This is a genomic window from Stenotrophomonas sp. 8(2023) (assembly GCF_030345295.1).
Lineage (GTDB): Bacteria > Pseudomonadota > Gammaproteobacteria > Xanthomonadales > Xanthomonadaceae > Stenotrophomonas > Stenotrophomonas muris.
In genome coordinates, this window is sequence record NZ_CP128404.1 from 2,531,286 (window position 1) to 2,552,728 (window position 21,443).

General features: G+C 63.8%; 21 protein-coding genes and 5 pseudogenes. 4 read left to right on the top strand and 22 right to left on the bottom strand.

Features of this window, described 5'->3' with window-relative positions; genetic code table 11:
* Positions 1 to 23 precede the first annotated feature (23 nt).
* Positions 24 to 452: a PAS sensor domain-containing protein gene (locus QP609_RS11885; protein WP_005409905.1), complete on the top strand. Its 429-nt coding sequence runs from the start codon at positions 24 to 26 to the stop codon at positions 450 to 452.
* Positions 449 to 1,978, top strand: coding sequence for a sulfite reductase flavoprotein subunit alpha (locus QP609_RS11890; RefSeq protein ID WP_197621209.1), 1,530 nt, complete (start codon positions 449 to 451; stop codon positions 1,976 to 1,978). Before QP609_RS11885 ends, QP609_RS11890 begins: the two co-directional genes overlap by 4 nt.
* A 93-nt stretch (positions 1,979 to 2,071) precedes the next feature.
* Here the strand turns inward: QP609_RS11890 and QP609_RS11895 are convergent, their stop codons facing one another.
* The 11 genes from QP609_RS11895 to moaA all read right to left on the bottom strand — a co-directional run bounded on the left by QP609_RS11895 (position 2,072) and on the right by moaA (position 9,919).
* Positions 2,072 to 2,740, bottom strand: coding sequence for an ATP-binding cassette domain-containing protein (locus QP609_RS11895; protein WP_197621208.1), 669 nt, complete (start codon positions 2,738 to 2,740; stop codon positions 2,072 to 2,074).
* Positions 2,730 to 3,413 (bottom strand): molybdate ABC transporter permease subunit, encoded by a 684-nt coding sequence (gene modB, locus QP609_RS11900; RefSeq protein ID WP_049439453.1) that lies wholly within the window; start codon positions 3,411 to 3,413, stop codon positions 2,730 to 2,732. The genes QP609_RS11895 and modB overlap by 11 nt, the downstream gene beginning before the upstream one ends.
* Positions 3,414 to 3,416: 3 nt before the next feature.
* Positions 3,417 to 4,160, bottom strand: coding sequence for a molybdate ABC transporter substrate-binding protein (modA, locus tag QP609_RS11905; protein WP_142234850.1), 744 nt, complete (start codon positions 4,158 to 4,160; stop codon positions 3,417 to 3,419).
* A gap of 18 nt (positions 4,161 to 4,178) precedes the next feature.
* A complete protein-coding gene (locus tag QP609_RS11910; RefSeq protein ID WP_046430997.1) occupies positions 4,179 to 4,955 on the bottom strand; it encodes a helix-turn-helix domain-containing protein in 777 nt (258 codons plus the stop codon).
* Between the two features lie 68 nt (positions 4,956 to 5,023).
* Entirely contained in the window at positions 5,024 to 5,389 is a 366-nt protein-coding gene (locus QP609_RS11915; RefSeq protein ID WP_014647390.1) for a hypothetical protein, read from the bottom strand.
* On the bottom strand, positions 5,386 to 5,952 hold the full coding sequence (locus tag QP609_RS11920) for a molybdenum cofactor guanylyltransferase (protein ID WP_197621207.1): 567 nt from the start codon (positions 5,950 to 5,952) through the stop codon (positions 5,386 to 5,388). Before QP609_RS11920 ends, QP609_RS11915 begins: the two co-directional genes overlap by 4 nt.
* Positions 5,918 to 6,418, bottom strand: a complete 501-nt coding sequence (locus QP609_RS11925) for a molybdenum cofactor biosynthesis protein MoaE (RefSeq protein ID WP_014647392.1) — start codon at positions 6,416 to 6,418, stop codon at positions 5,918 to 5,920. The genes QP609_RS11920 and QP609_RS11925 overlap by 35 nt, the downstream gene beginning before the upstream one ends.
* 3 nt (positions 6,419 to 6,421) lie before the next feature.
* Positions 6,422 to 6,682 carry a MoaD/ThiS family protein gene (locus tag QP609_RS11930; RefSeq protein WP_005409914.1) on the bottom strand — a complete coding sequence of 87 codons (261 nt, stop codon included), beginning with the start codon at positions 6,680 to 6,682 and terminating at the stop codon, positions 6,422 to 6,424.
* Positions 6,682 to 7,935 (bottom strand): gephyrin-like molybdotransferase Glp, encoded by a 1,254-nt coding sequence (gene glp, locus QP609_RS11935; RefSeq protein WP_197621206.1) that lies wholly within the window; start codon positions 7,933 to 7,935, stop codon positions 6,682 to 6,684. The genes QP609_RS11930 and glp overlap by 1 nt, the downstream gene beginning before the upstream one ends.
* Complete coding sequence (gene moaCB, locus QP609_RS11940; RefSeq protein ID WP_169410448.1) at positions 7,932 to 8,930, bottom strand: bifunctional molybdenum cofactor biosynthesis protein MoaC/MoaB; 999 nt, start codon at positions 8,928 to 8,930, stop codon at positions 7,932 to 7,934. The genes glp and moaCB overlap by 4 nt, the downstream gene beginning before the upstream one ends.
* 8 nt (positions 8,931 to 8,938) lie before the next feature.
* Positions 8,939 to 9,919: a GTP 3',8-cyclase MoaA gene (gene moaA / locus QP609_RS11945; RefSeq protein WP_111205425.1), complete on the bottom strand. Its 981-nt coding sequence runs from the start codon at positions 9,917 to 9,919 to the stop codon at positions 8,939 to 8,941.
* A 564-nt stretch (positions 9,920 to 10,483) separates the two neighbouring features.
* On the opposite strand from moaA, the gene QP609_RS11950 reads away from it, so the two are divergent.
* Positions 10,484 to 10,858 (top strand): hypothetical protein, encoded by a 375-nt coding sequence (locus QP609_RS11950; RefSeq protein ID WP_069116526.1) that lies wholly within the window; start codon positions 10,484 to 10,486, stop codon positions 10,856 to 10,858.
* 19 nt (positions 10,859 to 10,877) lie between these two features.
* On the opposite strand, the gene QP609_RS11955 is transcribed toward QP609_RS11950, so the two are convergent.
* The 11 genes and pseudogenes from QP609_RS11955 to QP609_RS12005 form a co-directional block, all read right to left on the bottom strand.
* Positions 10,878 to 11,264: a hypothetical protein gene (locus QP609_RS11955; RefSeq protein WP_111205434.1), complete on the bottom strand. Its 387-nt coding sequence runs from the start codon at positions 11,262 to 11,264 to the stop codon at positions 10,878 to 10,880.
* A gap of 244 nt (positions 11,265 to 11,508) precedes the next feature.
* Complete coding sequence (locus QP609_RS11960; RefSeq protein WP_111205423.1) at positions 11,509 to 11,895, bottom strand: hypothetical protein; 387 nt, start codon at positions 11,893 to 11,895, stop codon at positions 11,509 to 11,511.
* Positions 11,896 to 11,993: 98 nt separating this feature from the next.
* Positions 11,994 to 12,371 carry a hypothetical protein gene (locus tag QP609_RS11965; RefSeq protein WP_049439435.1) on the bottom strand — a complete coding sequence of 126 codons (378 nt, stop codon included), beginning with the start codon at positions 12,369 to 12,371 and terminating at the stop codon, positions 11,994 to 11,996.
* 474 nt (positions 12,372 to 12,845) lie between these two features.
* Positions 12,846 to 13,169: a hypothetical protein gene (locus tag QP609_RS11970; protein ID WP_069116524.1), complete on the bottom strand. Its 324-nt coding sequence runs from the start codon at positions 13,167 to 13,169 to the stop codon at positions 12,846 to 12,848.
* A 318-nt stretch (positions 13,170 to 13,487) separates the two neighbouring features.
* Positions 13,488 to 13,928, bottom strand: a complete 441-nt coding sequence (locus tag QP609_RS11975; protein ID WP_141098601.1) for a hypothetical protein — start codon at positions 13,926 to 13,928, stop codon at positions 13,488 to 13,490.
* 17 nt (positions 13,929 to 13,945) lie between these two features.
* Positions 13,946 to 14,377, bottom strand: coding sequence for a hypothetical protein (locus QP609_RS11980; RefSeq protein ID WP_164072070.1), 432 nt, complete (start codon positions 14,375 to 14,377; stop codon positions 13,946 to 13,948).
* 15 nt (positions 14,378 to 14,392) lie between these two features.
* Positions 14,393 to 15,142, bottom strand: a pseudogene (locus QP609_RS11985) (RHS repeat-associated core domain-containing protein); the annotation flags it as partial.
* 521 nt (positions 15,143 to 15,663) lie between these two features.
* Positions 15,664 to 16,119: pseudogene (locus tag QP609_RS11990) on the bottom strand (RHS repeat-associated core domain-containing protein); the annotation flags it as partial.
* A 483-nt stretch (positions 16,120 to 16,602) separates the two neighbouring features.
* Positions 16,603 to 18,096 (bottom strand): annotated as a pseudogene (locus tag QP609_RS11995) (RHS repeat-associated core domain-containing protein); the annotation flags it as partial.
* The gene (locus tag QP609_RS12000; RefSeq protein ID WP_197621205.1) at positions 18,084 to 18,419 is read right to left on the bottom strand and encodes a hypothetical protein; all 336 of its coding nucleotides are present in this window, start codon (positions 18,417 to 18,419) and stop codon (positions 18,084 to 18,086) included. The gene QP609_RS12000 and the pseudogene QP609_RS11995, both read right to left, overlap by 13 nt.
* A 492-nt stretch (positions 18,420 to 18,911) precedes the next feature.
* Positions 18,912 to 20,864 (bottom strand): annotated as a pseudogene (locus tag QP609_RS12005) (RHS repeat-associated core domain-containing protein); the annotation flags it as partial.
* A gap of 1 nt (position 20,865) precedes the next feature.
* On the opposite strand from QP609_RS12005, the pseudogene QP609_RS12010 reads away from it, so the two are divergent.
* Positions 20,866 to 21,408, top strand: a pseudogene (locus QP609_RS12010) (alpha/beta fold hydrolase); the annotation flags it as partial.
* Positions 21,409 to 21,443: the final 35 nt, after the last annotated feature.

Below are 21,443 nucleotides of genomic sequence, written 5' to 3' on the forward strand. Positions count from 1 at the left end.
CCGGCATCCACAAGGACCCTGCGATGAGCTACACCCCCGACAACGCCCAGCTGCTGAACGCCATGCAGAACGTCATGGTGATCTCCACCACCGACCTGCAGGGCAACATCACCTACGCCAATGACCTGTTCTGCACGCTCACCGGCTTCGCCCGCGAGGAACTGATCGGCCAGCCGCACAGCATCGTGCGCCACCCGGACGTGCCCAAGGCCGTCTACAAGGACATGTGGGACACCATCAAGGCCGGCAAGACCTGGACCGGCATCGTGCCCAACCTTGGCAAAGGCGGCGTGCTCTACGTGGTCGACACCACCGTGCAGCCGCTGTTCGACGCCGACGGCAACATCACCTCGTACATCAGCATCCGCCGCGTGGTGAACGACCTGATGCAGAACTACGACCTGGTCGAGTTCAGCAAGGAAAAGTTCGACGACTTCTACGAGGCCGCGTGAACGCTCTCCCGACCAGTACGCCCTTCAGCCGCCTGCTGGTGGGTTTTGCGTCCGAGTCGGGCAACGCCCGCGCCCTGGCCCAGCGCCTGGGCGCGGGCCTGCAGCTGCACGGGCCGCAGGTACTCCCGTTCAACGACATCGACGTGGCCAGTCTCGGCCAAGGCGATGTGCTGCTGGCAATCTCCAGCTCGTTCGGCGATGGCGAACCGCCGGCCAATGGCGAGCAGTTCTTCGAAACACTGCGCCAGATCCCGACGCTGCGCGGCCTGCGCTATGCGGTGTTCGGCCTTGGTGACACCGGCTACCCCAGCTTCTGCGGCTTCACCAAGGCGCTGGATGCTGCATTGAGCGAGCGCCAGGCCCAGCCGCTGCTGCATCGGGTGGACGCCGACCTGGGCTACGAGCAGTTCTTCCAGCAATGGCAGCCGGTGCTGGGCCAGGTGCTGGAGGGTGACCTCAGCGCTGGCCAGCACCTGCACCTGCAGGTCACCGCCTATGGCGAAGACAATGCCTTTGCCGCGCGCATCCTCGAACGCCGCCGCTTGAACAGCAGCGACCCGGCCGCGTGGCACCTGCAACTGGACATTGCCGGCAGTGGCATGGCCTATCGCGCGGGCGACACCCTGCACGTAGTACCCGGGAACGATCCTGCCCTGCTGCAGGCGTTGGCCACCTGGTACGGCGACACCGCCGCCGTGGCCGCCCTGCACGACCGCGAACTGCGCCTGCTGAGCAAGGGCGTGCTGCGCGAACTGGCCCGGCTGGGCGGTAGTGAGGCACTGAAGGGCCTGCTGAAGGTCAGCCAGAAGCGCGAGCTGGACGCCTACCTGCACGGCCTGGACCTGCTGGACGTGCTGCAGGACCACGCCACGCCGGACAGCGTGCCGCTTGCCCGGCTGCGCGAACTGCTGTCACCGCGGCTGCCGCGCGCCTATTCGATCGCCTCGCACCCGTGCGACGACCAGCTGAGCCTGTGCCTGCGCGAAGTGCGCTACACCCTGCGCGGCCGCGAACGCTTCGGCACTGCCACCGGCAGCCTGCTGCATGGAGGCGACCATGCCCGTGTGTACTGCCGCTCCAACCCCGGCTTCCACCTGCCCGATACCGGCGAGGCACCGCTGCTGCTGGTCGGTACCGGTACTGGCATCGCACCCTTGATGGGCCTGCTGCAGGAACTGCAGGCCAAGGCCTGCGAACGCGAAGTGCACCTGGTGTTCGGCGAGAAGCACCGCCAGCACGACTACCTGTACCGTGACCAGCTGCTGGACTGGCGCACGCGTGGCGTGCTGGCCGGCCTGCATACCGCGTTCTCGCGCGATGGCGCCGAAAAGATCTATGTGCAGCATGTGCTGCAGCAGCGCGGCGATGAAGTGCGCGATGTGCTGGCCCGCGGTGGGCATCTGTACCTGTGCGGCAACAAGCGCCACCTGGAAAGCGCGGTGCGCGAGGCCATCGATGCCATCGGCGGCGAAGGCCACTGGGACACGCTGCGCAATGAAGGCCGCACGCACTGTGAATTGTACTGATCCGTTGATCCTGTAGAGCCGAGCCCACGCTCGGCTGCTGTTGGCGTTGTCGCGCAGAGCAGCCGAGCATGGGCTCGGCTCTACAGGTGCAGGTCAACCGTCGACCATGCGGCCGTCCACCACGCGCGCCACCTGCTGGCCGAACATGGCCACATCCTGCGGGTCATGGCTTATCAACAGCAGCGGAATGCCGGTCCTGTCCAGCACGGTCTCCAGCTCCTGGCGCAGATGATGGCGAAGATCATGGTCCAGCGCGGAAAACGGTTCATCCAGCAGCAGCGCCTGCGGCTGTGTCACCAGCGCGCGCGCCAGCGCGGTACGCTGGCGCTGTCCGCCGGAAATCTGTGATGGCAGCAGATCGCCCACCGTGTCGATGCGGAAGGCGTGCAACCACTGTTCCACCGCGTCGAAGCGCTGGCCGATCCGCGGATTCAGCCATCCCTTCTGCAGCCCGAACGCCACGTTCTGGCGCACGCTCAGGTGCGGGAACAACGCGTAATCCTGGAACACGTAGCCCAGCCGGCGGCGCTGCGGCGGCAGATCCACAGCGGTGGCCGCGTCGAACAGGGTCTGCCCCTGCAGGCGCACATGGCCCTGGCCCGGCCGCAGCAGCCCGGCCACCGCCTTCAGGGTCAGGCTCTTGCCGGCGCCGGAGGGTCCGAACAGCACCACCTGCCGCTGCGTGCACTGCAGCGATACGTCCAACACGAAATCCTGGCCGGCCGCCTGCAGGCGACGCTGCACCTGCAGGTCAAGCCACATCACGCAGCTCCCGGCGACGTCCGCCCACCAACCGCGCAGCCAGCAACAGGATCACGATGCACACCACCGAGGTCAGGATCACCAGCGCATTGGCCTTGCCGTCCTGACCGGCCTGCACCGCCTCGTAGATGGCGATCGACAACGTCTGCGTCCGGCCCGGAATGCTGCCGGCCACCATCAACGTCGCGCCGAATTCGCCCATCGCGCGTGCAAACGCCAGCAACAGGCCGGCAAGAATGCCGCGCCAGGCCAGCGGCAGCGTGACGCGGAAGAACACCGCCGCTTCGGACACACCCAGCGTCCGCGCGGCCTGCTCCAGCTGTCCGTCCACTTCCTCGAACGCCGCGCGTGCCGGCTTGAACACCAGCGGCAGCGAAGCCACCGCCGCCGCAATCACCGCAGCCTGCCAGGTGAACACCAGGTTGATGCCGAACCACGACTGCAGCCACGCGCCGATCGGGCCGTTGCGACCGATCAGCACCAGCAGGTAATACCCCAGCACCGTTGGTGGCAGCACCATCGGCAGGGTCAACAGCGAATCCAGCAGCTCACGGCCGGGAAAGCGCCGACGCGCCAGCAGCGCGCCCAGCGCCACGCCCAGCACCAGGTTGGCCGCGGTGGCCCAGCCGGCCACCTTCAGCGACAATCCCAATGCACTCCAGTCCAGATCCATGCGTCAGGGCTTGCCGAATCCGTGCCGGGCCAGGATCGCCTGGCCCGGCGCCGAACGCACGAAGGCGACAAACCGCTTGGCCTCTGCCGGCTGCGCGCTGGCCCTGGTCACCGCCAGCGGATAGGCGATGCGCCCGGACACCGGTACCGCGAAGGCACGGCGTACCCGGTCCGGCATCGCCTGCGCGTCAGTGGCATAGACGAAGCCGGCATCCACTTCACCGCGCGCCACGTAATCCAGCGACTGGCGCACGTTCTGCGTGGTGATGATCCGGCCCTGCACCGACGGCCACAGGCCGGCCGCTTCCAGCGCGCCCTTGGCATAGCGACCGACCGGCACGCTGTCCGGGTTGCCCAGTGCGATGCGTTGCACGCCGGCACCGGCCAGGTCCTTCAAGCTGCGCGGCGCGGCCCTGGCCTGCGGCGGCGCCACCACCCACAGCGCGTTCACCGCGAACACCGCGCGGCTGCCGGCCGCCAGCAGGTCCTGCTGCTGGGCCTGGTCCATGGTGGCTTCATCGGCCGACGCGAACACATCCACCGGCGCGCCGCGGCTGATCTGCTGCAGCAGTACGCCAGAGGCGGCGAAGTTGAAATCGACCTTGGTTCCCGGGTGCGTCTTCTCATAGGCCGCACCCAGTTCGCGGAAGCTCTCGGTCAGGCTCGACGCCGCCGACACCGTCAGGTCGGCCGCCCAGGCCGGTACCGTGGCCAGCAGGCCCAGCCACAACAATGCCGCTCGCTTCATGCCCAGCCCCCTGCCTGATCAGTCCAGTCCGGCGTCCCGGGCTACGGCCAGTTCCGCCAGCCGGTCCGGGTCCAGCAACAGCATCTCACGTTGGTTCACCGCAATCACACCGTCGTCGCTCAAGCGGCGCAGTACCCGGCTCACCGTCTCCGGCGCCATCCGCAGGTAGTTGGCGATCTCGGTGCGGGCCATGCTCAGGTTGAAACGGGTGGCGGAGAATCCGCGCCGGGCATAGCGCTCGGAAAGATCCAGCAGGAACGCCGCCATGCGCTCCTCGGTGCGATGGTTGGCGGCCAGCGTGGCGACCTTGCCGATCTCGGCGCTGAGCAGGCTGAACAGCCGCGCCTGCAACCCCGGCATGCGCGTGGCCAGCAGGCTCAATCGCGGAAACGAGATCCGGCACAGGTAGACGGTGTCCAGGGCCACGGCGTTGCAAGGGAAGCGCGCGCCGTGGATGGCATTGAGCCCGATCACCTCGCCCGGCAGGCTGAAACCCAGCACCTGCTCGTTGCCCTGGCTGTCATCGACGAACGTCTTGACCATGCCGGCACGCACCGCGGCGATCGAGTCGAATGGATCGCCGGCACGGAACAGGTAGTCGCCGGCCTGGAACGGGCCGACGTGGTCGACCAGCACATGCAGTTCGCCCAGCGCGGTCTTGTCGTAGCCCTGCGACATGCAGGCGTCGGAGAACGCACAGGTGCTGCAGAAGTGCAGCGCGTCTCCGTCATCGGCTGCTGCCGGATTGGGCGTGGCCGGCCGGGACGCAGAGGGAGCGGAGGGGTTCAGAGGCATTGCAGCGAGGCAGGAACGAAGGCCCTCATCATACGACAGCGCACCGCCCGGCCCTGCGCAACGTGCACCTACTCTGGCGCGGGTTCGGAACGCCGCTGCGGGCCACGCTGCCGCATGCTGTCGCGCACGTCCACGTCGAACTGCAGCTGCAGCATGCTGTCGTCATCCAACGCGATACCGAAGCCCAGCCCATCCCGGCAGGGCAGCCTGCCCGCCAGCGACTCAACGGCCTGGCGAGGCAGTACCAACCGGCAGAATGTCCCGCCATCGAGCAGCACCGCCTGATCGCCGGCATGCAGCGACAGCGCCACGCCCCAGCCACCGCTGCCACCAAAGCGCGTCAGGTTCTCCACTGATTCGCCGGCCAGCAATCCTGCCAGTTCTTCCTCATCCACGCGCAGGCGCATCGATTGCTGTTGCAGCTGGACCTTCATGCTGTGATGGACTCCCACTCTGATGGCGTATTGCAGTTGAGCAGCAATGCCCGATCCTCCGGTGCCAATGGCAGCCGGATTACGCCCAGGCGTTGCTGCAGGGCGCGCAGTGAACGACGCACCGTCGGATCCTCAATCAGCTCCTGCAGCACGCGGCGGCAATGATCATCGATCCGCAACCGCATAGGCAACGGTTCATCGTCGAATACCGTGCAGGCACGCCCTTGATCGGCCTGCAGCCGCTGCAACAGCGCGGGTGTCACCCGCGGCGTATCGACCGGCACCACCCAGGCGGGGCCGTCTGGCATCTGCATCGCCACACTGTAGAGGCCGCCCAGCGGGCCGCAGCGTGCGACCCGGTCCGGGATGCCACCAAAAGCTGGGTAGTCGCCGCTCACCCATACCCTCCCGGCGCCGGCCTGCAGCAGCAGGCCGCGCATGTGTTCCAGCAGCGTGCGGCGGTGCCAGGGCAGCAGCGCCTTGTCGCGGCCCATCCGGCTGGACAGGCCGCCGGCCAGCACGATGCCATCAATGGGGATGTTCGTGATCGTGCGCATGGTCATGGCCGGGTTCGCTGTCCGCATGGCACAGGCTGCAACCTTCGCTCCACTGGCTGTCGCCGTCCTCGTAATGCTCCTGCTTCCAGATCGGGCACTGGTGCTTGACCACCTCGATCAACTGCCGGCAGGCCCGGAACGCCTCGTCACGGTGCGGGCTGCCGGCGGCCACCACCACCGCCACATCACCGATGCCGAGCCGGCCCTTGGCATGCGCCACATACAGCTTCAGCTTCGGACCGAACGTGGCTTCGACCTCGGCGGCCAGGCGCTTGAATTCGTTCAGCACCAGCGGTTCGAACAGATCGTAGGTGATCCCGGTCACCCGCCGGCCCACGTTGACGTCGCGCACCTTGCCGATGAACACATCGATGCCGCCGAAGCCCGTATCGGAAACCGCCGCGATGCCCTCGGCCGGATCGATTGCCGCCTGCGCGCGGTCCACGACCTTGGCGATGATCGTCTCGCTCATCGCTCAGCCCCCGCTCACCGGCGGCAGGATCGCCACCCGGCCATCGTCGGGCAGCGCCTCGTGGTCGCGCAGCACGCGTTGCTGGTCGGCGAATGCCGAGTAGTCCAGCAGGCCCGCGCGGAAACCCGGCCAACGCAGCGGCAGCAGCTCGCGCAGCGCCTGGCGCAGATCGGCCACGGTGCCACCGGCTACATCCACGGCGATCTCGCGGCTGGCATCCAGATCGGAAAACGCACCGAACAATTGCAGATTCACCTGTCTCATCACGGCTCCTGGCTCGCCAGCTGCACAGGGTCCTGATGACCCCAGCCCTGCACGCGCACTGGCGTGCCGGCAGGGGCGAGACCGCCCTCGCCGTCCAGCACCACCCAGGCGTTGGCCTGCAGCATGGACATCAAACGGAACGACTCCTGCCCTGCCAGCACGCGCGCACTCAGGCGGCCCTGCGCGTCCACTTCCACCCGGGCCCGCGCATGGAAGCGCAGGCCCGGCGGCGTGCGCACGTCGGCCTGCAGCGGCAACATCAGCACCTGCTCCGGTGCCAGCCCCAGCAGGCGGCGCAGCACCGGCTCGACAAAGAAGCGCTGGCCCACCGCAGCCGACACCGGGTTGCCCGGCAGGCCGAAATACAGCGTGCCATTGGGCAGCACCGCGAACAGCAACGGCTTGCCGGGGCGGATCGCCACCTTGTGGAACACGATGCGCGCACCGCGGCCGCGCAGCGCGTCGGGAATGAAATCGTAGCGGCCGGCCGACACCGCGCCGGTGCTGATCAACAGCTGCGCACCCGCGTCCAGCGCTTGATCCAGTACGGCATTGAAGGCGGCCACCTCATCGCCCACCGTGCCCTGCCAGACCACCTCGGCACCGGCGGCCTGCAGGCGGCCGACCAGGTATGGCCGGTTGCTGTCACGGATCTGCCCGGATTCCAGCGCCTGCGCCGCCTCGGTCACCAGCTCCTTGCCGGTGGCGATCACCGCTGCCTTTGGCCGCGCCACCACCGCCACCTCGCCCACGCCGATCGCATGCAGCAAGGTGCGCGCGTTGATGTCCAGCACCTGCCCGGCCTGCAGCACACGCTCGCCGTCGCTCACATCTTCGCCGCACAGGCGCACGTTCTGGCCCGGCTTCACCGGTGCCTTCAGGGCGATGCGGGTCGGGCGTCCATCTTCGCTGGTGAGGATCTCCACATTCTCGACCGGCACCACCGTATCCAGGCCAACCGGCATGCGCGCACCGGTCATGATTTCCCAGGCACCCTCGCCGCCGTCGGCACCGGCATCGCCCGCCGCCTGCCAGCCCTGCACCCCGAATTCGGTACCGGCCTCGAACGTCGCGCCGTTGGCGCGCAGCGCGAAGCCGTCCATCGCCGAATTGTCGAACGGCGGCAGCGACTGTGCGCTGTGGATGTCACGGGCCAGCGTGCGGCCCGCGGCCTCGTGCAGCGGCAGGCGTTCGGCCGGCAGCTGCTTGGCCGCGTCCAGCAGGTGCTGCAAGGCATCGCTGTAGGGGATCATGCGTGGCCATCCCCCTCGACCATCGCCAGGGCGTGGCCCAGTACCGGCGCCAGGATGTCCAGGCACTGCGCCGCCGCCTTCGGGCTGCCCGGCAATGCAAACACCAGCATGTTGCCCAGCTGCACCACCTCGGCGCGGCTCAGCCAGGCCATCGGCGTGTGCTGTGCGCTCAGTGCCCGCACCATCTGCGCCAGGCCATGCACCGGCCGCGCATTCAACGAACGCAGCGCCTCCGGGGTCAGGTCACGCGGGCCCAGCCCGGTACCACCGGTACACAGGCACAGGCGCACGCCCTCGGCAGCCAACGCCTGCAGGCGGCCCGCCAATGGCTCGATGCCATCGGGCAGCACTTCGGCGGCCACCACCTCGCCCCCCAGCTTCTTCAGCCCGGTCACCAGGGTCGGTCCAGAGATATCCTCATAGGTGCCTTCGCTGGCGCGATCGCTCAGCGTGATCACCGCGCAGGCCGCGCCTTCCAGGCCCTTCGGCGCACGCGGCTTGAACCGCTCACGCTCGGCCTCGTCCATGCCGTCCGGGTGCAGCCAGACACCGCGCTTGCCGCCCTCCTTGAACAGCAGGCGGATGCCTTCGATGCGCAACGCCGGCTCCACCGGCTTGCTCAGGTCGTACAGGGTCAGCAGCGCCGCGTTGACGCCGGCCAGTGCCTCCATCTCCACGCCGGTGCGCGCCTCGCTGGCGCACTCGCACCACACGCGGATCGCCTGCCGTTCCGGTACCGGCGCGCAGAACACCTGCACCAGTTCCAGCGGCAGCGGGTGGCACAGCGGCATCAGCATCGAGGCCATCTTGGCGCCCTGCAGGCCGGCAATCTCGGCCATCACCAGCGCATCGCCCTTGGGCAGGCGGCGCTCGACAATCAGCGGATAGGCCACTGGACCGGCATGCAGCTCGCCCACCGCCACCGCACGGCGGCGGCTGATGCGCTTGTTGCGCACATCGGCCATGTGGAAGGCCGCGTTCAATTCCCCACTCATCGTGTTGCTCATCCTCCGATGGAGGCCAGGTGCGGGGTCAGCCCGGTCTGGCCCTGGTGCAGTCCATGCCCGGCCGCTTTCAGGCCAAGCTGGGTGGTGATGCGTGCCAGCAGCGCGTCGTGGTCCTCATCGCGCTGCAGCAGCGGGCGCAGCGGTACGCCGAACTCGCCGAACAGGCACAGCCGCAGGTCGCCCTTGGCGGTCACCCGCAGGCGGTTGCAGCCCTTGCAGAAGTCACGCGAATACGGGGCGATGATGCCGATGCTGCCGCGATGGTCGGGGTGGCCGAACTCGCGCGCCGGGCCGGCGTCGGCCGCGCGCGGACGCTCGTGCCAGCCCGCGGCCAGCAGCTGCTCGACCACCACGTCGGCGCGCAGGTGGTAGCGCTGGAAATAGGCTTCGTTGTCGCCGGTGCGCATCAGCTCGATGAAGCGCACGCTGAAGGGGCGGTCACGCAGGTAGTCCATCCACTGCGGCAGCTCGTCGTCGTTCAGGCCCCGCAGCAGTACCGCGTTGAGCTTGATCGCCGGCAGGCCCAACGCCTGCGCCAGGGCCAGGCCCTGCTGGATCTCCGGCAGGCGGTCGTGCCCGGTGATGGTGTGGAAACGCTCGCGTTGCAGGCTGTCCATGCTCACGTTCAGCGCGGTCAGGCCGGCCCGGTGCCAGCCCGGCAGGCGCCGCGGCAGCAGCGTGCCATTGGTGGTGATGGCCACCTTGCGGATGCCCGGCACCGCCGCCACGGTGGCGATGATCTCGTCCAGATCCTTGCGCAGGCTGGGCTCGCCACCGGTCAGGCGGATCTTGCTCATCCCCAGCGCCGCAAAGGCCCGCACCAAGCGGCCGATCTCCTCCACCTGCAGGAAACGCGGGTGGCCATCGGCCTGGTACCCGTCGGGCAGGCAGTAGCTGCACCGGAAGTTGCAGGCTTCGGTGAGCGACAAGCGCAGGTACGGAAAGCTGCGTCCGAAGCTGTCGGTGAGTTGGCTCATGGCTGTTCCGCCTCCTGGTACCACCCTGCAGCCCTGCCCCTGAACGGGTTGTCGACCCCAGCCCGCAGAGTGCGCTGGGGCGTTGAAAGCGTCAACCCGGGAGGCACGCAGCCTGAATTGGTACCGCCTGTCGCGATAGGCCCTCCCCGCCCGGCCCGTTCGCCGTGACAACCTCGACACCTGTCGCAGATTGCACGTTGCGGGCGGATCACTACGCCAGCCAGCACCGGCGGGGCTTAACAGCGTAGGACAATGTCAAAAGCGTCTCCAATCGAGTGATGTTTGCAACTCTTCTGATTGGCATTGCACAGCGCCAGGGGCTCAGATGGCGTGCCACCGGAAAAGGGTGGCCGGGCTTCGAATCCCGTGTTGGCCTTGAGTAAGTGCGCTTGCCAGCCGGCGTCACCATGCGTGGCGCCGGCTGGCAATCCGTCTGCCGGCTATGGCGGGCGGTGCGTTGGGGGCGTTCGCGCCCGCCGGCTTGAGGCCAACCCGGATTCGAACCACGTACCGCCCGCCACCTTTCGGGTGGCGGCTACCGATTGCCCTGCACGGAGCCTTGCCATGAACGAATCGGACCTCCCGCATCTGCACGCCTACCGCAGCACCGCCGGCGACGACGGTTCGCCTCCGGCTGCGCCAACAGTGGACAGGAACACCTTCATTGCCAATCTCCACCGCATCGGCTCCGGTGCGGCGGCCGACGGACAACCCTGGCCGGAGCGTCACCAGCTGCCCGGCCGCTGCCTCGCCCTCGCCGATGCCGATTGCGCTCTGAACGGGTTGCGGGTGGTGCTGGAAATGCTGCTGGCAGCCGAACGCACCCGGCAGAACGGCGAACCCGGGCAGTACGTGGGCGACCGGGTGATGGAAGGATTGGTCATGGCCTGCCAGTCGTTGTGCGCGCAGGCGGTGGGGCGGTTGCAGCCCGAAGGGTGAATGCCATGCGCAACGCCCTTCAGCGAGAATCGCCTCCCGACCGACACGCCGTCGGCGCAGCGCCCTTGTCCGGGGGAACTGCGTGTACATTCCAGCGATCTGCCAAAGCGCGTTCGACGCGGACAGAAAATGACCGTGCCTCGGCGGGCATCTTCCCTTCAGAAAAGCCGATAGCTATCTCGAAGCGATCCAATCCGAGATTCCCCGCCTCCAGTCCAGAGCCATCTTCCCGCTTCACTCCGACGTAGACGACGGGGCGCTTCACGTCCACTTTTGCCCTGGCAAGCTGGCGATCCAATTCAGCGCTGCCATCAAAGAACTGCATTCCTTCGTCCTTGGCAATAGAGCTGAGGGTCTGCTTGAACCGCTTCAAGCCGTCTTGGTCATGCACGCAGAACTGGAGCATCTTGAAGGGCCGCTTTCCTAGAGCCCATGCGCCGCCAGAGAATCCAAGTCCGACTCCAATCAGAAGTAGTGCTGTCAGGATCCTCACCATCATCAAGGCCCCAATATGCAAGGTGTGGCGGCCAACGCCGCCGCAGAGTCAAAAGTCATGACCCCAAGCACATCTCCGCTCGGTCTTCTCAGGCCGCTTCCCCTGAATGAGGGAGACCTTGTCGGGCGTGAGGAATCTGGGCACGGAATGTCCTTCAGGGCACTGCACCCGCCATCGGCAGATGCTCGATCCGCCATGTCCTGGCGTAGATAAGAATTACGCTTCCGGTCGAGGTGGTCTCGATACGGAAACACTTCAGGCCGGACAACGGATAGCCGACCGCCTTCCAACGATCAAGAAGATGAGCAAGCCCCGGCTCGTCGTCCTCGACCCTGGCGAACTCTATTCCCTCCTCCCCCAGTACGCCGAAGTTCATGAGCGCCGAGCACCCGTAGGCTTCCGAGAAGCAGACGGTTGCCTGCCGGCCGTCCGGCCAGCGCACGTGGACCTTTACCTCGTCGCATACGCCAGGTTTGCTCCTATCAATGTTGATGGCCAGCAACGTGGCGTCACACCATTCGAGCGCGTTGAAATCTTTCATCTACTGGAATTCCCCAAACCCATACAACAGAACGACCGAATCACCGCCGCCATCATTGCTGCGGCGTGTACGGGGAATTTCTTCAGCCTCGCAACGCCCTACTTCACGCAAGACGACTTCAACGCGTGCCTAGCCTGTGCTGATCCAACATTGGCCGACACCAGTTGATCGACGAGTTGACAAGAGATTCTCTGTTCCCCGTGCATAGGGACGACAAACAGATCCCCATTGTCCCTCGTTGTGTCCAACGCAACCCAAACCCTCGCTTGCGCGTCTACAGAGAACCCGGCGAGCAGATGCCCGCCCCCTTCTTCATAGATCAGGTCGCCAACCGGCTGGCGTCTGTACTCCAGCTCGGCGCTTTGCAAAGCGGCATAAACCGGCTTCTCGCCCAGCTCACCTCGTTGGAGTTTGCGAAATGAAAACAGCGCCGCACCTGTGAGAAGGATGAAGAGCAACACGTAAATGAATCTCATGGACTAGATTCCCGATCAGAGCTCTGGGATGCGCGAGGACGATCGCCGGTCACCGCTCCTGAAGCTCCCCAAGATTGAGATCCCGGGCATATGACCGCCGACTACTGATCTGTACTTCTTTGGATGCGAACCTTCGACCATCCCTGCATTCGACGGCGAATTGGTAGCTTCTGGGTTCCGGCCCTGCAACGACCATCATGGGGACCGAGAATGTGCTTCCAACCGGTTTCGACGAAACTACACCTTCGACCTCCCCGAGCATACTCGGCTCACAATCTAGAGCGCGAACGTCACCCTGACCTGGCGGCACGCTTCCCGAGACGCGCACGATCATATCGCCACCCGATGTTGCACAGCCGGCCAGAACCAGACCGGCAACGACAGCGGCGGCATACCTCACCTTCGGCATCCCCGAATTCTCAGTACGCACTGCGACGTCTACGCCGATAGCCATTCAGGGATGCATCAATCTCATCAATAGATACCCGCCATGATACGAATGTAGTCGTCGAGCGAATCCACCCGCCGATCGACTGCAATACCACGCTTTTTTGCGAGCGATTGAAGCTCGAATATCAACACCCCATACCCCGAGTCCCAGCCATGAGCTTCACCAGGCGACAGTTCCTTCGAAAATCGATCTCCAGGACGGAGCCTCCCGGAGGGCAAACGAAGCTCGTCTGCAACATGCTCCAGCAGCTCCACTACGGTTTCCTGATCCAGACCACTCTCCGCATAGTATTGGTCATAGAAGCCAGTTGGCGACAGCGCCTCTCTTTCTCTCAGTTTGTCTTTCATTTCCCTTCGCCTCTATCCACCGCCTGCGCTGCAGCCACAATAGACCATGGAGCCGATATCCCATAGGTCCTCCCGCACAGTCGTCACCGCGGCCCAGCAATCTTCCTGCCGAACGCCTGGGTGCTTGAAGCTTGCCGGACCATCCGATCTTCTTACACGGCCCTCCCATTCGTGAACACGGACAAGTGGCAAGGTCGATTTGACACATACCCGAACCCACACGACGCTCGGCCGGAAAGTGCCGAATCAGGCACCGGGAAAGGAGATCGCCACGTGCCACTCACGCATTTCGCTTACTGGGTGAGACCGCCCAGCCACCTATAACTTTATTCCGCTGTAAACAAGGCCCAGCTCTTCATCGCGCATGACCCAGCGGCCAGCATTTCCCTCCGGACACAGATAGAACTTGCCGCCATAGCTTGACGCTCGCGACCACGCGTTGCGGGCAAACGGAGGAAATCTCCGCATGACTCGCGCATCGGACATCTCCGGCCTGCTCACCAGCCTACATTCTTCGGGCAAAGCAAGAACCCCGCTGGTCAGGCGGAAAACCAGCCACGATTCATTTGTGTCCATGTCGTGCGACTCGCGTATGTTGACTGCGTCCTCAGGCAACCATGAAGGCAACCATTTCGATTCACCGATTGCTTGTCTTGAGACGGCTTGATTGCGGTCTGCATACTCGGTGCTGGCAACTTCCATGCAACCAGAAAGTGCGATTGACAGCATCACGACTGGGAGCAGCTTGGGAGCGTACATTTGAGGCGTCCAAATCATCAGTAGGGGAAGTTTCCACCGGGACGATAGCTCCCGCACATCTGCGAGCAACTCCCCGTACGACTCATTTGTCCAGATGATCGTCCGAGGCGATTTGCCAACTGATCCGCAGCGGAGTCAGCGGCAGAGTCGCCCTTGATGCTTTGATCGAACCACTCGCGCCCGTTGCTTATGCACTGAGCAGCAGCTGATCCGCCCATACCCTTCTGTGCAGCCTCGCAGTTCGCCATGCAGTGGAAGTACTTATCCTGGCCACCCCATCCGTTATGAGACCCACCAACCACGTGTGTGGCTGACCGTTGATTGGCATACTGCCCGCCGAAGTCGCTGGCTCCCGCGACAAATGCCCCCGGAAAGCCAAGAGCTTCCAATGTCCTATTCACGTAATAGCGCCAATCGACCGTATATGCGCCAGTGTCTGTCACAGTCACTCCAGGCTGGGAGTCTTTCAAACCCAGTGGATCAACGTGCGAAATTGTATTGCCGATTGCATAGGTATAGGTGCTAACACCTCCACCAAGCCCAATTGGATCACTCTGCGAATACCGCCCCACCACCGGGTCGTATTCACGCTGGTAGTTGTAGAGCATCCCACTCGCAGCCGTCGCCTGCTGGCCTGGGAAGCGCAGCGCAAGCCCAAACGCCACACCATCGCCATCCGGGTCAGCCCTCGGAATCTGGTTGCCGAACACTTCGCTCTTGTTGCTCCACTCCCAGATCGAGACATTCCGTACCGGATCGATCACCACGCGCGGCGTGCCCAGATGATCTGGTTGGACGTAGGCCAGCTCCGGCACGCCGGTAGCCGGCGTGTTCATCAGTGCCACCGGGTAGTTGTCCAGCCAGATGGCCTGCTGCTGCGCTTGGTCCGTGGCCGAGTAGTTGCCCAGCCACTGCCCTGCTTCGTCGTACAGGGTGATCTGCGCTGCGCCACCGGCCGGGGTACGCAGCACGCGCTCACCGCGATGATTGTAAGCGTAGCTTTCCAGCACGGCATTGCCCTGCTTCACCGCGTTCATGCGGTTGGCATCGTTGTAGATGAACGTCTTGCCGCCGATGCTGGTGGTATTCCCCGCTGCGTCATGGTTGCGTACCTCGCCATCCACCGCAGCCAGGCGATGGCTGGTTGGGGGATAGATGTAGCTGGCGGTGCCTGCCGAAGTGGTCAGCGGGGTGCGATTACCGGTGGAGTCAAAATTCTCAAGCCCCCTCTTCGAAGAGGGGGCTGAGAAGGCACGCTACTCTTGTGATCCACCAGCCAAATGCTGCTTTCTCCTCAAGGCAACGAGAAAGAAGGCTGTCGCAGCTAGTAACGCGCCACACGCATCCCAGATTCGGTCAAGCCACAGCATCAAAGCCGAAAGTGCTAGCCAAATGCCAGAAAATGTAAGAAGCCACCCGCGTGTCAGTTTCATAGGGCTCACTGCAGAGTTTGAATTCCAGCCATAGCGCAGACGATAGCGGCTCCAGCCTCATAGCTCGCCAGCGCTCCTCCCCCCACTGTTGCAACACCGGCAACAAAGGGCACTTCAACAAACAACGTCAGAACGGACGCACCAGACACCGGCAAAGTCAACCATGTCGGCGGCTGAACGTAGGACATGCATGACTTGAAGTACTTGCCATATGTCTTTTGATGAATGGGAGCATCAGAACCATTATCGTCTTCGCACAATTCAAGAGAATCGGACTGTGAAATCGGATTCCCACCAGCACACGCAAAGCTTGCAATCCCCCCAAGTAGACCGATGGGATTACTCTGCGAGTACCGCCCTGCTGCCGGGTCATACTCGCGCTGGTAGTTGTAGAACAGCCCATTCGCATCCGTCGCCTGCTGGCCCGGGAATCGCAACACCAGATCGAACGCCACACCATCCCCGTCCGGGTCTGCACTCGGAATCTGGTTGCCGAACACCTCGCTCTTGTTGCTCCACTCCCAGATCGAGACATTGGTTGTAACCGTAGCTTTCCAGTACGGCATTGCGCTGCTTCACCGCGTTCATGCGGTTAGCGTCGTTGTAGGTGAACGCCTTGCTGCCGATGCTGGTGGTATTGCCCACTGCGTCATGGTTGCGCGCTTCGCCATCCACGGCGGCCAGACGGTGGCTGGCTGCGGAATAGTTGTGGCTGGCAGTGCCTGCTGAAGTGGCAGCGAGGTGCGATTACCGGTGGCGCCGGGGCATGGGTTAATTCGGCATGATGGAAATCCGGGGCTCAGTGGCAATTATTCAGGGCATCCCTAGGGACGCTCGCCTTAAATAAGCCGATGCCCCGCAAAATGAGATCGCTCCCACAAGCCAGCTTCCAAGTAACAGCGATGGCCGAAGGTCTGCTACCAATGCCGTTGCTCCGAATCTCTCAAGGCTCTTTAGAAGCAAGCGCCCCCCTCCATCAATTGCCAGATTGGAAGAAGTTACAGCCACGACCCCGAGTACAAGGCCAGCGATCAACCCTACCACTAAACTTCGCGGGATGCGGCGCATACTTTCGCCTCGAGAGAGCGCAAAGAATGTGACCGAAAGGAGTAATGAGAGAAGCAGTACGTAGGGAACTCGCATCGCTCCTATCTTCATGAAAGCGGATATCCATACCCATCCCGCAAAATTCACAGAAGCAGATAGAGTGAAGCAAATCAACGATGAGAAAATTCTATCCTTTACTTGACTGGACATTCCGCTGCCTTTGCACTCTTTTGAAGAACACCTGGGAAGAGGGCTTGCTTGATTCCACACATTCCGCCCAACGCCCCGGACACATGGCTCGCACAACAGAATCCACGCGCATCCCCCCACTCCTCCGCGTTCGCAATGAGAGTCAACTCTTGCTCGGGAGTCAAAGGAATTACTGTAAAAACACCTCGACTACCAGTTCCTACCTGATACTTCTTGTAGCTGGCCAAGCTGGCGTCGCGCCCCTCAAATAGCCCGCCTGTTCCTCGACGGCCACCAGGTGCGTAAGTGCCGGAAGGGTCGTACAGGAAATCAGGCTTTCCAGGCCTCGAAACATGAATCGCCGAGTGGTTTGCAATACCGAAATTATATGTCGTTATCAGCGTAGTCGTCAGCCCGAGCGAATCAGTAAATCGGATGGGATTCGAGATCACGTAGCCATACGTACTGACGCCAGAATTCAACCCAATCGGATCACTCTGCGAATACCGCCCCATCGCCGGGTCGTACTCGCGCTGGTAGTTGTAGAACAGCCCACTCGCGTCCGTCGCCTGCTGGCCCGGGAAACGCAGCGCCAGTTCGAAGGCCACACCATCGCCGTCCGGATCGGCACTTGGGATCTGGTTGCCGAACACTTCGCTCTTGTTGTTCCACTCCCAGATCGACACATTCCGTACCGGATCGATCACCACGCGCGGCGTACCCAGATGATCCGGCTGCACGTAGGCCAGTGCCGGCACGCCGGTAACCGGCACATTGAGCAGCGCCACCGGATAGTTGTCCAACCAGATGGCCTGCTGCTGCGCCTGGCCCGTGGCCGAGTAGTTGCCCAGCCATTGCCCCGCCTCGTCATACAGGGTGATCTGAGCCGCGCCACCGGCCGGGGTACGCAGCACGCGCTCGCCGCGGTGGTTGTAACCGTAGCTTTCCAGCACGGCATCACCTTGCTTCACCGCGTTCATGCGGTTGGCATCGTTGTAGATGAACGACTTGCCGCCGATGCGGGTGGTGTTGCCCACCGCGTCATGGTCGCGCGCTTCGCCGTCCACGGCGGTCAGCCGGTGGCTGGTTGCGGGATAGGTGTAGCTGGCCGTGCCTGCCGAGGTGGTCAGCGCGGTGCGATTGCCGGTGGCGTCATAGGCATAGGTTTCGATCGGCGTGCCGGTCGTACCGTCCTGGGTCTGGGTCAGGCGACCCAGCGTGTCGTAGGCGTACTGGGCCAGCACCGTCGAGCCTGCGCCGTTCTTCAGCTCGGTGATCGAACCGACCGGATCATAGCCGTAGCCCAGCGACAGGCCACCTGCGGCCGGGTCATGCACCGCCTGCGGGCGGTAATCCAGATCCAACGGACGCTACAGCTGGCGGCCGTTGCCGTAGGTCCAACCGATCACCTATTGCTCGGAACATCCTCAGTCCGGGCGCCTCCTTGGATAGCTAAGGAGCGAGGGCGGAAACGTTTAGGCTCTTATTAGCCCGCAGCGGACGGCCTCCTGGGACGAAGGCTAATAACTGGCGAGAAGTCGACTTTCCATACATCCAACTCAAAAAGATCTCCATAATTGTCCAGTGAAAGTGTCACTATAACTTCAACCCCATCCGTGTCGACAAAGGTTTTGCTGGCCAGCTCCTTTCCAAGCAAACGGTCGAGATTGCTTGATTTGAACAGCAGGCTCCCCATCCCGCCATCATCCATCTCCTCAACTTCAATCGCCGCAAGTGAATCAGCAGTGATGCCCGGAAAATCCACACCTTGAAGCATCAATTTCACTAATGATTTTTCAGATTCCGATAAATGCCTGTACATGCATCAATTCCTGGGCGGAGTAATTCTACTTACATTAATGCTTCCATCAGGAAACTTATGGGAGCTGCATTCAATTTTAACACCGTCGACCATCACAGAGCCAGAATATGTTCCAGAGGGGTGATTCGCCCCGATTCGCTCAATATCGGCGGCAATCGCCGCCTTCACACTAACGCTATCCATCCCAGCCTTTTCGACGTGTCGGAAGGCGTGATAAACCTGATTGTCCACTCGGCCAAATGTGAGCAGTATCCGGCCAGCTTTGACTGGCAGTTTCAGGAGCTTAAGAGGGCCAATACAGATCGCCGCCATCGCAATATTGCCCGGCGTTGGGTTCTCACATGCTTCGTAAATGCCTTTGACGTCCCCGACACCTGGAGTCATGTCCGCAACCCATGGAAGCAACATTCTTGCCTGGGACTCATCGAGGGGATTGGCCATCTCCCTTGGGCTTCCGATAACCTGTAGCCCCTGCGGTTCGATCGAGAAGGTTGGCCGAGAGCCAACATATGAGAAGGTGGAAATCCCACCCTCCAATCCAATTGGATCACTCTGCGAATACCGCCCCACCGCCGGGTCGTATTCCCGCTGATAGTTGTAGAACAACCCACTCGCATCCGTGGCCTGCTGGCCCGGGAAGCGCAGCGCCAGCTAGAACGCCACTCCATCACCATCCGGGTCGGTACTCGGAATCTGGTTGCCGAACACCTCGCTCTTGTTGCTCCACTCCCAGATCGCCACATCACGCACCGGATCGATCACCACGCGCGGCGTGCCCAGATGATCCGGCTGCACGTAGGCCAGCTCCGGCACGCCGGTAGCCGGCGTGTTGATCAGTGCCACCGGGTAGTTGTCCAGCCAGATGGCCTGCTGCTGCGCCTGCCCCGTGGCCGAGTAGTTGCCCAGCCACTGCCCCGCCTCGTCGTACAAGGTGATCTGAGCCGCGCCGGCGGCCGCGGAGCGCAACACGCGCTCGCCGCGATGGTTGTAACCGTGGCTTTCCAGCACCGCATTGCCCTGCTTCACCGCGTTCATGCGGTTGGCGTCGTTGTAGGTGAACGTCTTGCTGCCGATGCTGGTGGTATTCCCCGCTGCGTCATGGTTGCGTACCTCGCCATCCACTGCGGTCAGCCAGTGGCTGGTTGCGGGATAGGTGTAGCTGGCGGTGCCTGCCGACGTGGTCAGCGCGGTGCGATTGCCGGTGGCGTCATAGGCATAGGTTTCGATCGGCGTGCCGGTCGTACCGTCCTGGGTCTGGGTCAGGCGACCCAGCGCGTCGTAGGCGTACTTGGCCAGCACCGACGAGCCTGCGCCGTTCTTCAGCTCGGTAATTGAACCGACCGGGTCATAGCCGTAGCCCAGTGACAGGCCGCCCGCGGCCGGGTCATGCACCGCTTGCGGGCGATAGTCCAAGTCCAGCGGACGCTGCAGCTGGCGGCCATTGCCATAGGTCCAGCCCGTCGCCGGGCCGAAGGCCGCGTAGGTCACGTTGTTCACCACGATCTGGCGCGCTTGGCCGGGGCGGGTGAGGCCGATCTGAGTGATGCGGCCCTGGGTATCGCGCACGTAGTCGGCCACGCTGCCGTCGGGGTAGGTCAGCGCGGTCAAGCGACCCGACTTGCTGTAGGCATAGCGCAGGGTGGTGGCCACACCATTGACGGTCTGCACCTTGCGGGTGACCTGGCCGAAACGGTCATGGCAGTACTGGGTGCTGCCATTGGCGTGCAGCACCTGCCCCGGGCGCCCCTTGGCAAAACGCTCGTCGGCGGTACACGCAGCAGGCGCCACGTCATAGCTGTAGCCCACGTCCAGATTGGGGTCCGGGTAGGCGATACCGATCAGGCGGTTGAGTGCATCGTAGTGATAGGTGGCGGTGACGCCACGCGCATCGGTAGCCGTCTTGCGATTGCCGGCGGCGTCCACGGTGAAGCTGCTGGCGCCACTGTCCGGGCTGACTTGCCCGGTCAGATCACCGAAACCGTTGTAGGCATAGGTGGTATGCAGGCCCTTCGGGTCGGTGACCTGGGTGACCTGGTCCAGCGCGTTGTACTGGCTGCGGATCTCCGCCGCGACGCCGCCGACGTCCTGCAGCGTCTGCGCCAGGCGGTTCAGCGGGTCGTACTGCTGGCTGGTCACGCGCTGCAGTGCGTCGGTGATCGTCTGCGGGTTTCCGTTGGCATCGTAGGCGAAGCCTGTGGCGTGATTGCCTGCGTCCTTCAGCGCGGTCAGCTGGCCGAGCGTGTTGAACGTCCGTGCCAGGGTACGGCGCAGGGTGCCGCCGGTATCCAGCGTGTCCTCCTTGAGGCGGTTGCCGGCGTTGTCCAGCGTGTAGTGAATCGTGTTGCCTACGTTGTCCTCGATATCAGTCAAGCGCAGCGCCGCATCGTAGACATAGGAAACGCTGCTGCCGTCGGGCTCGGTGATCTGTTGCACCTGGCCGGTCGGCGATGCGCATCTGGCCGACCTCACGGCCGTGATCGATACGCTCGCCCCCGGTCGCCGCGTGGTGCTGGTGGGTCATTCCTATGGCGGCCTGCTGGCCACGGAGTTTGCACGCCGCCAACCGGAGCGCCTGCAGGGCCTGGTGCTGGTGGACCCGGCCACGATGGGGCAGCGCCATGCGTTCAAGCAGGCCGACAGTGCACGCGTGCAGGCAGACGACGCCCAGCTGCGGGCAATGCTGCCGCCGGCCATGGCCGCCGACTACGCCGTGTTGACCGAACAGCTGGATGCACCCGGTGCGGAAACCCCGCGCACGATGCCGGACGTGCCGGTAGCGCTGCTGACTGCAACCCAGCTGGCTGCCGAACCGCTGTTCTTCGAGGAAACCGCAGAGGGCAAGGCACTCTGGAAAGCACAGCACGCCCTGCTCTTTTCGGGATTCACGCGCGGCTCGCACCGCTACCTGGCAACCGGCCACACCCTCCAGCGCGAAGTTCCTGCTGCGGTGGTGGCCGCGATTCAATCGGTCTCCGGCACCTCGAAGTAGCTGTTCCAGGCAGGAGCTTCCCGGGCTGTCCCCGG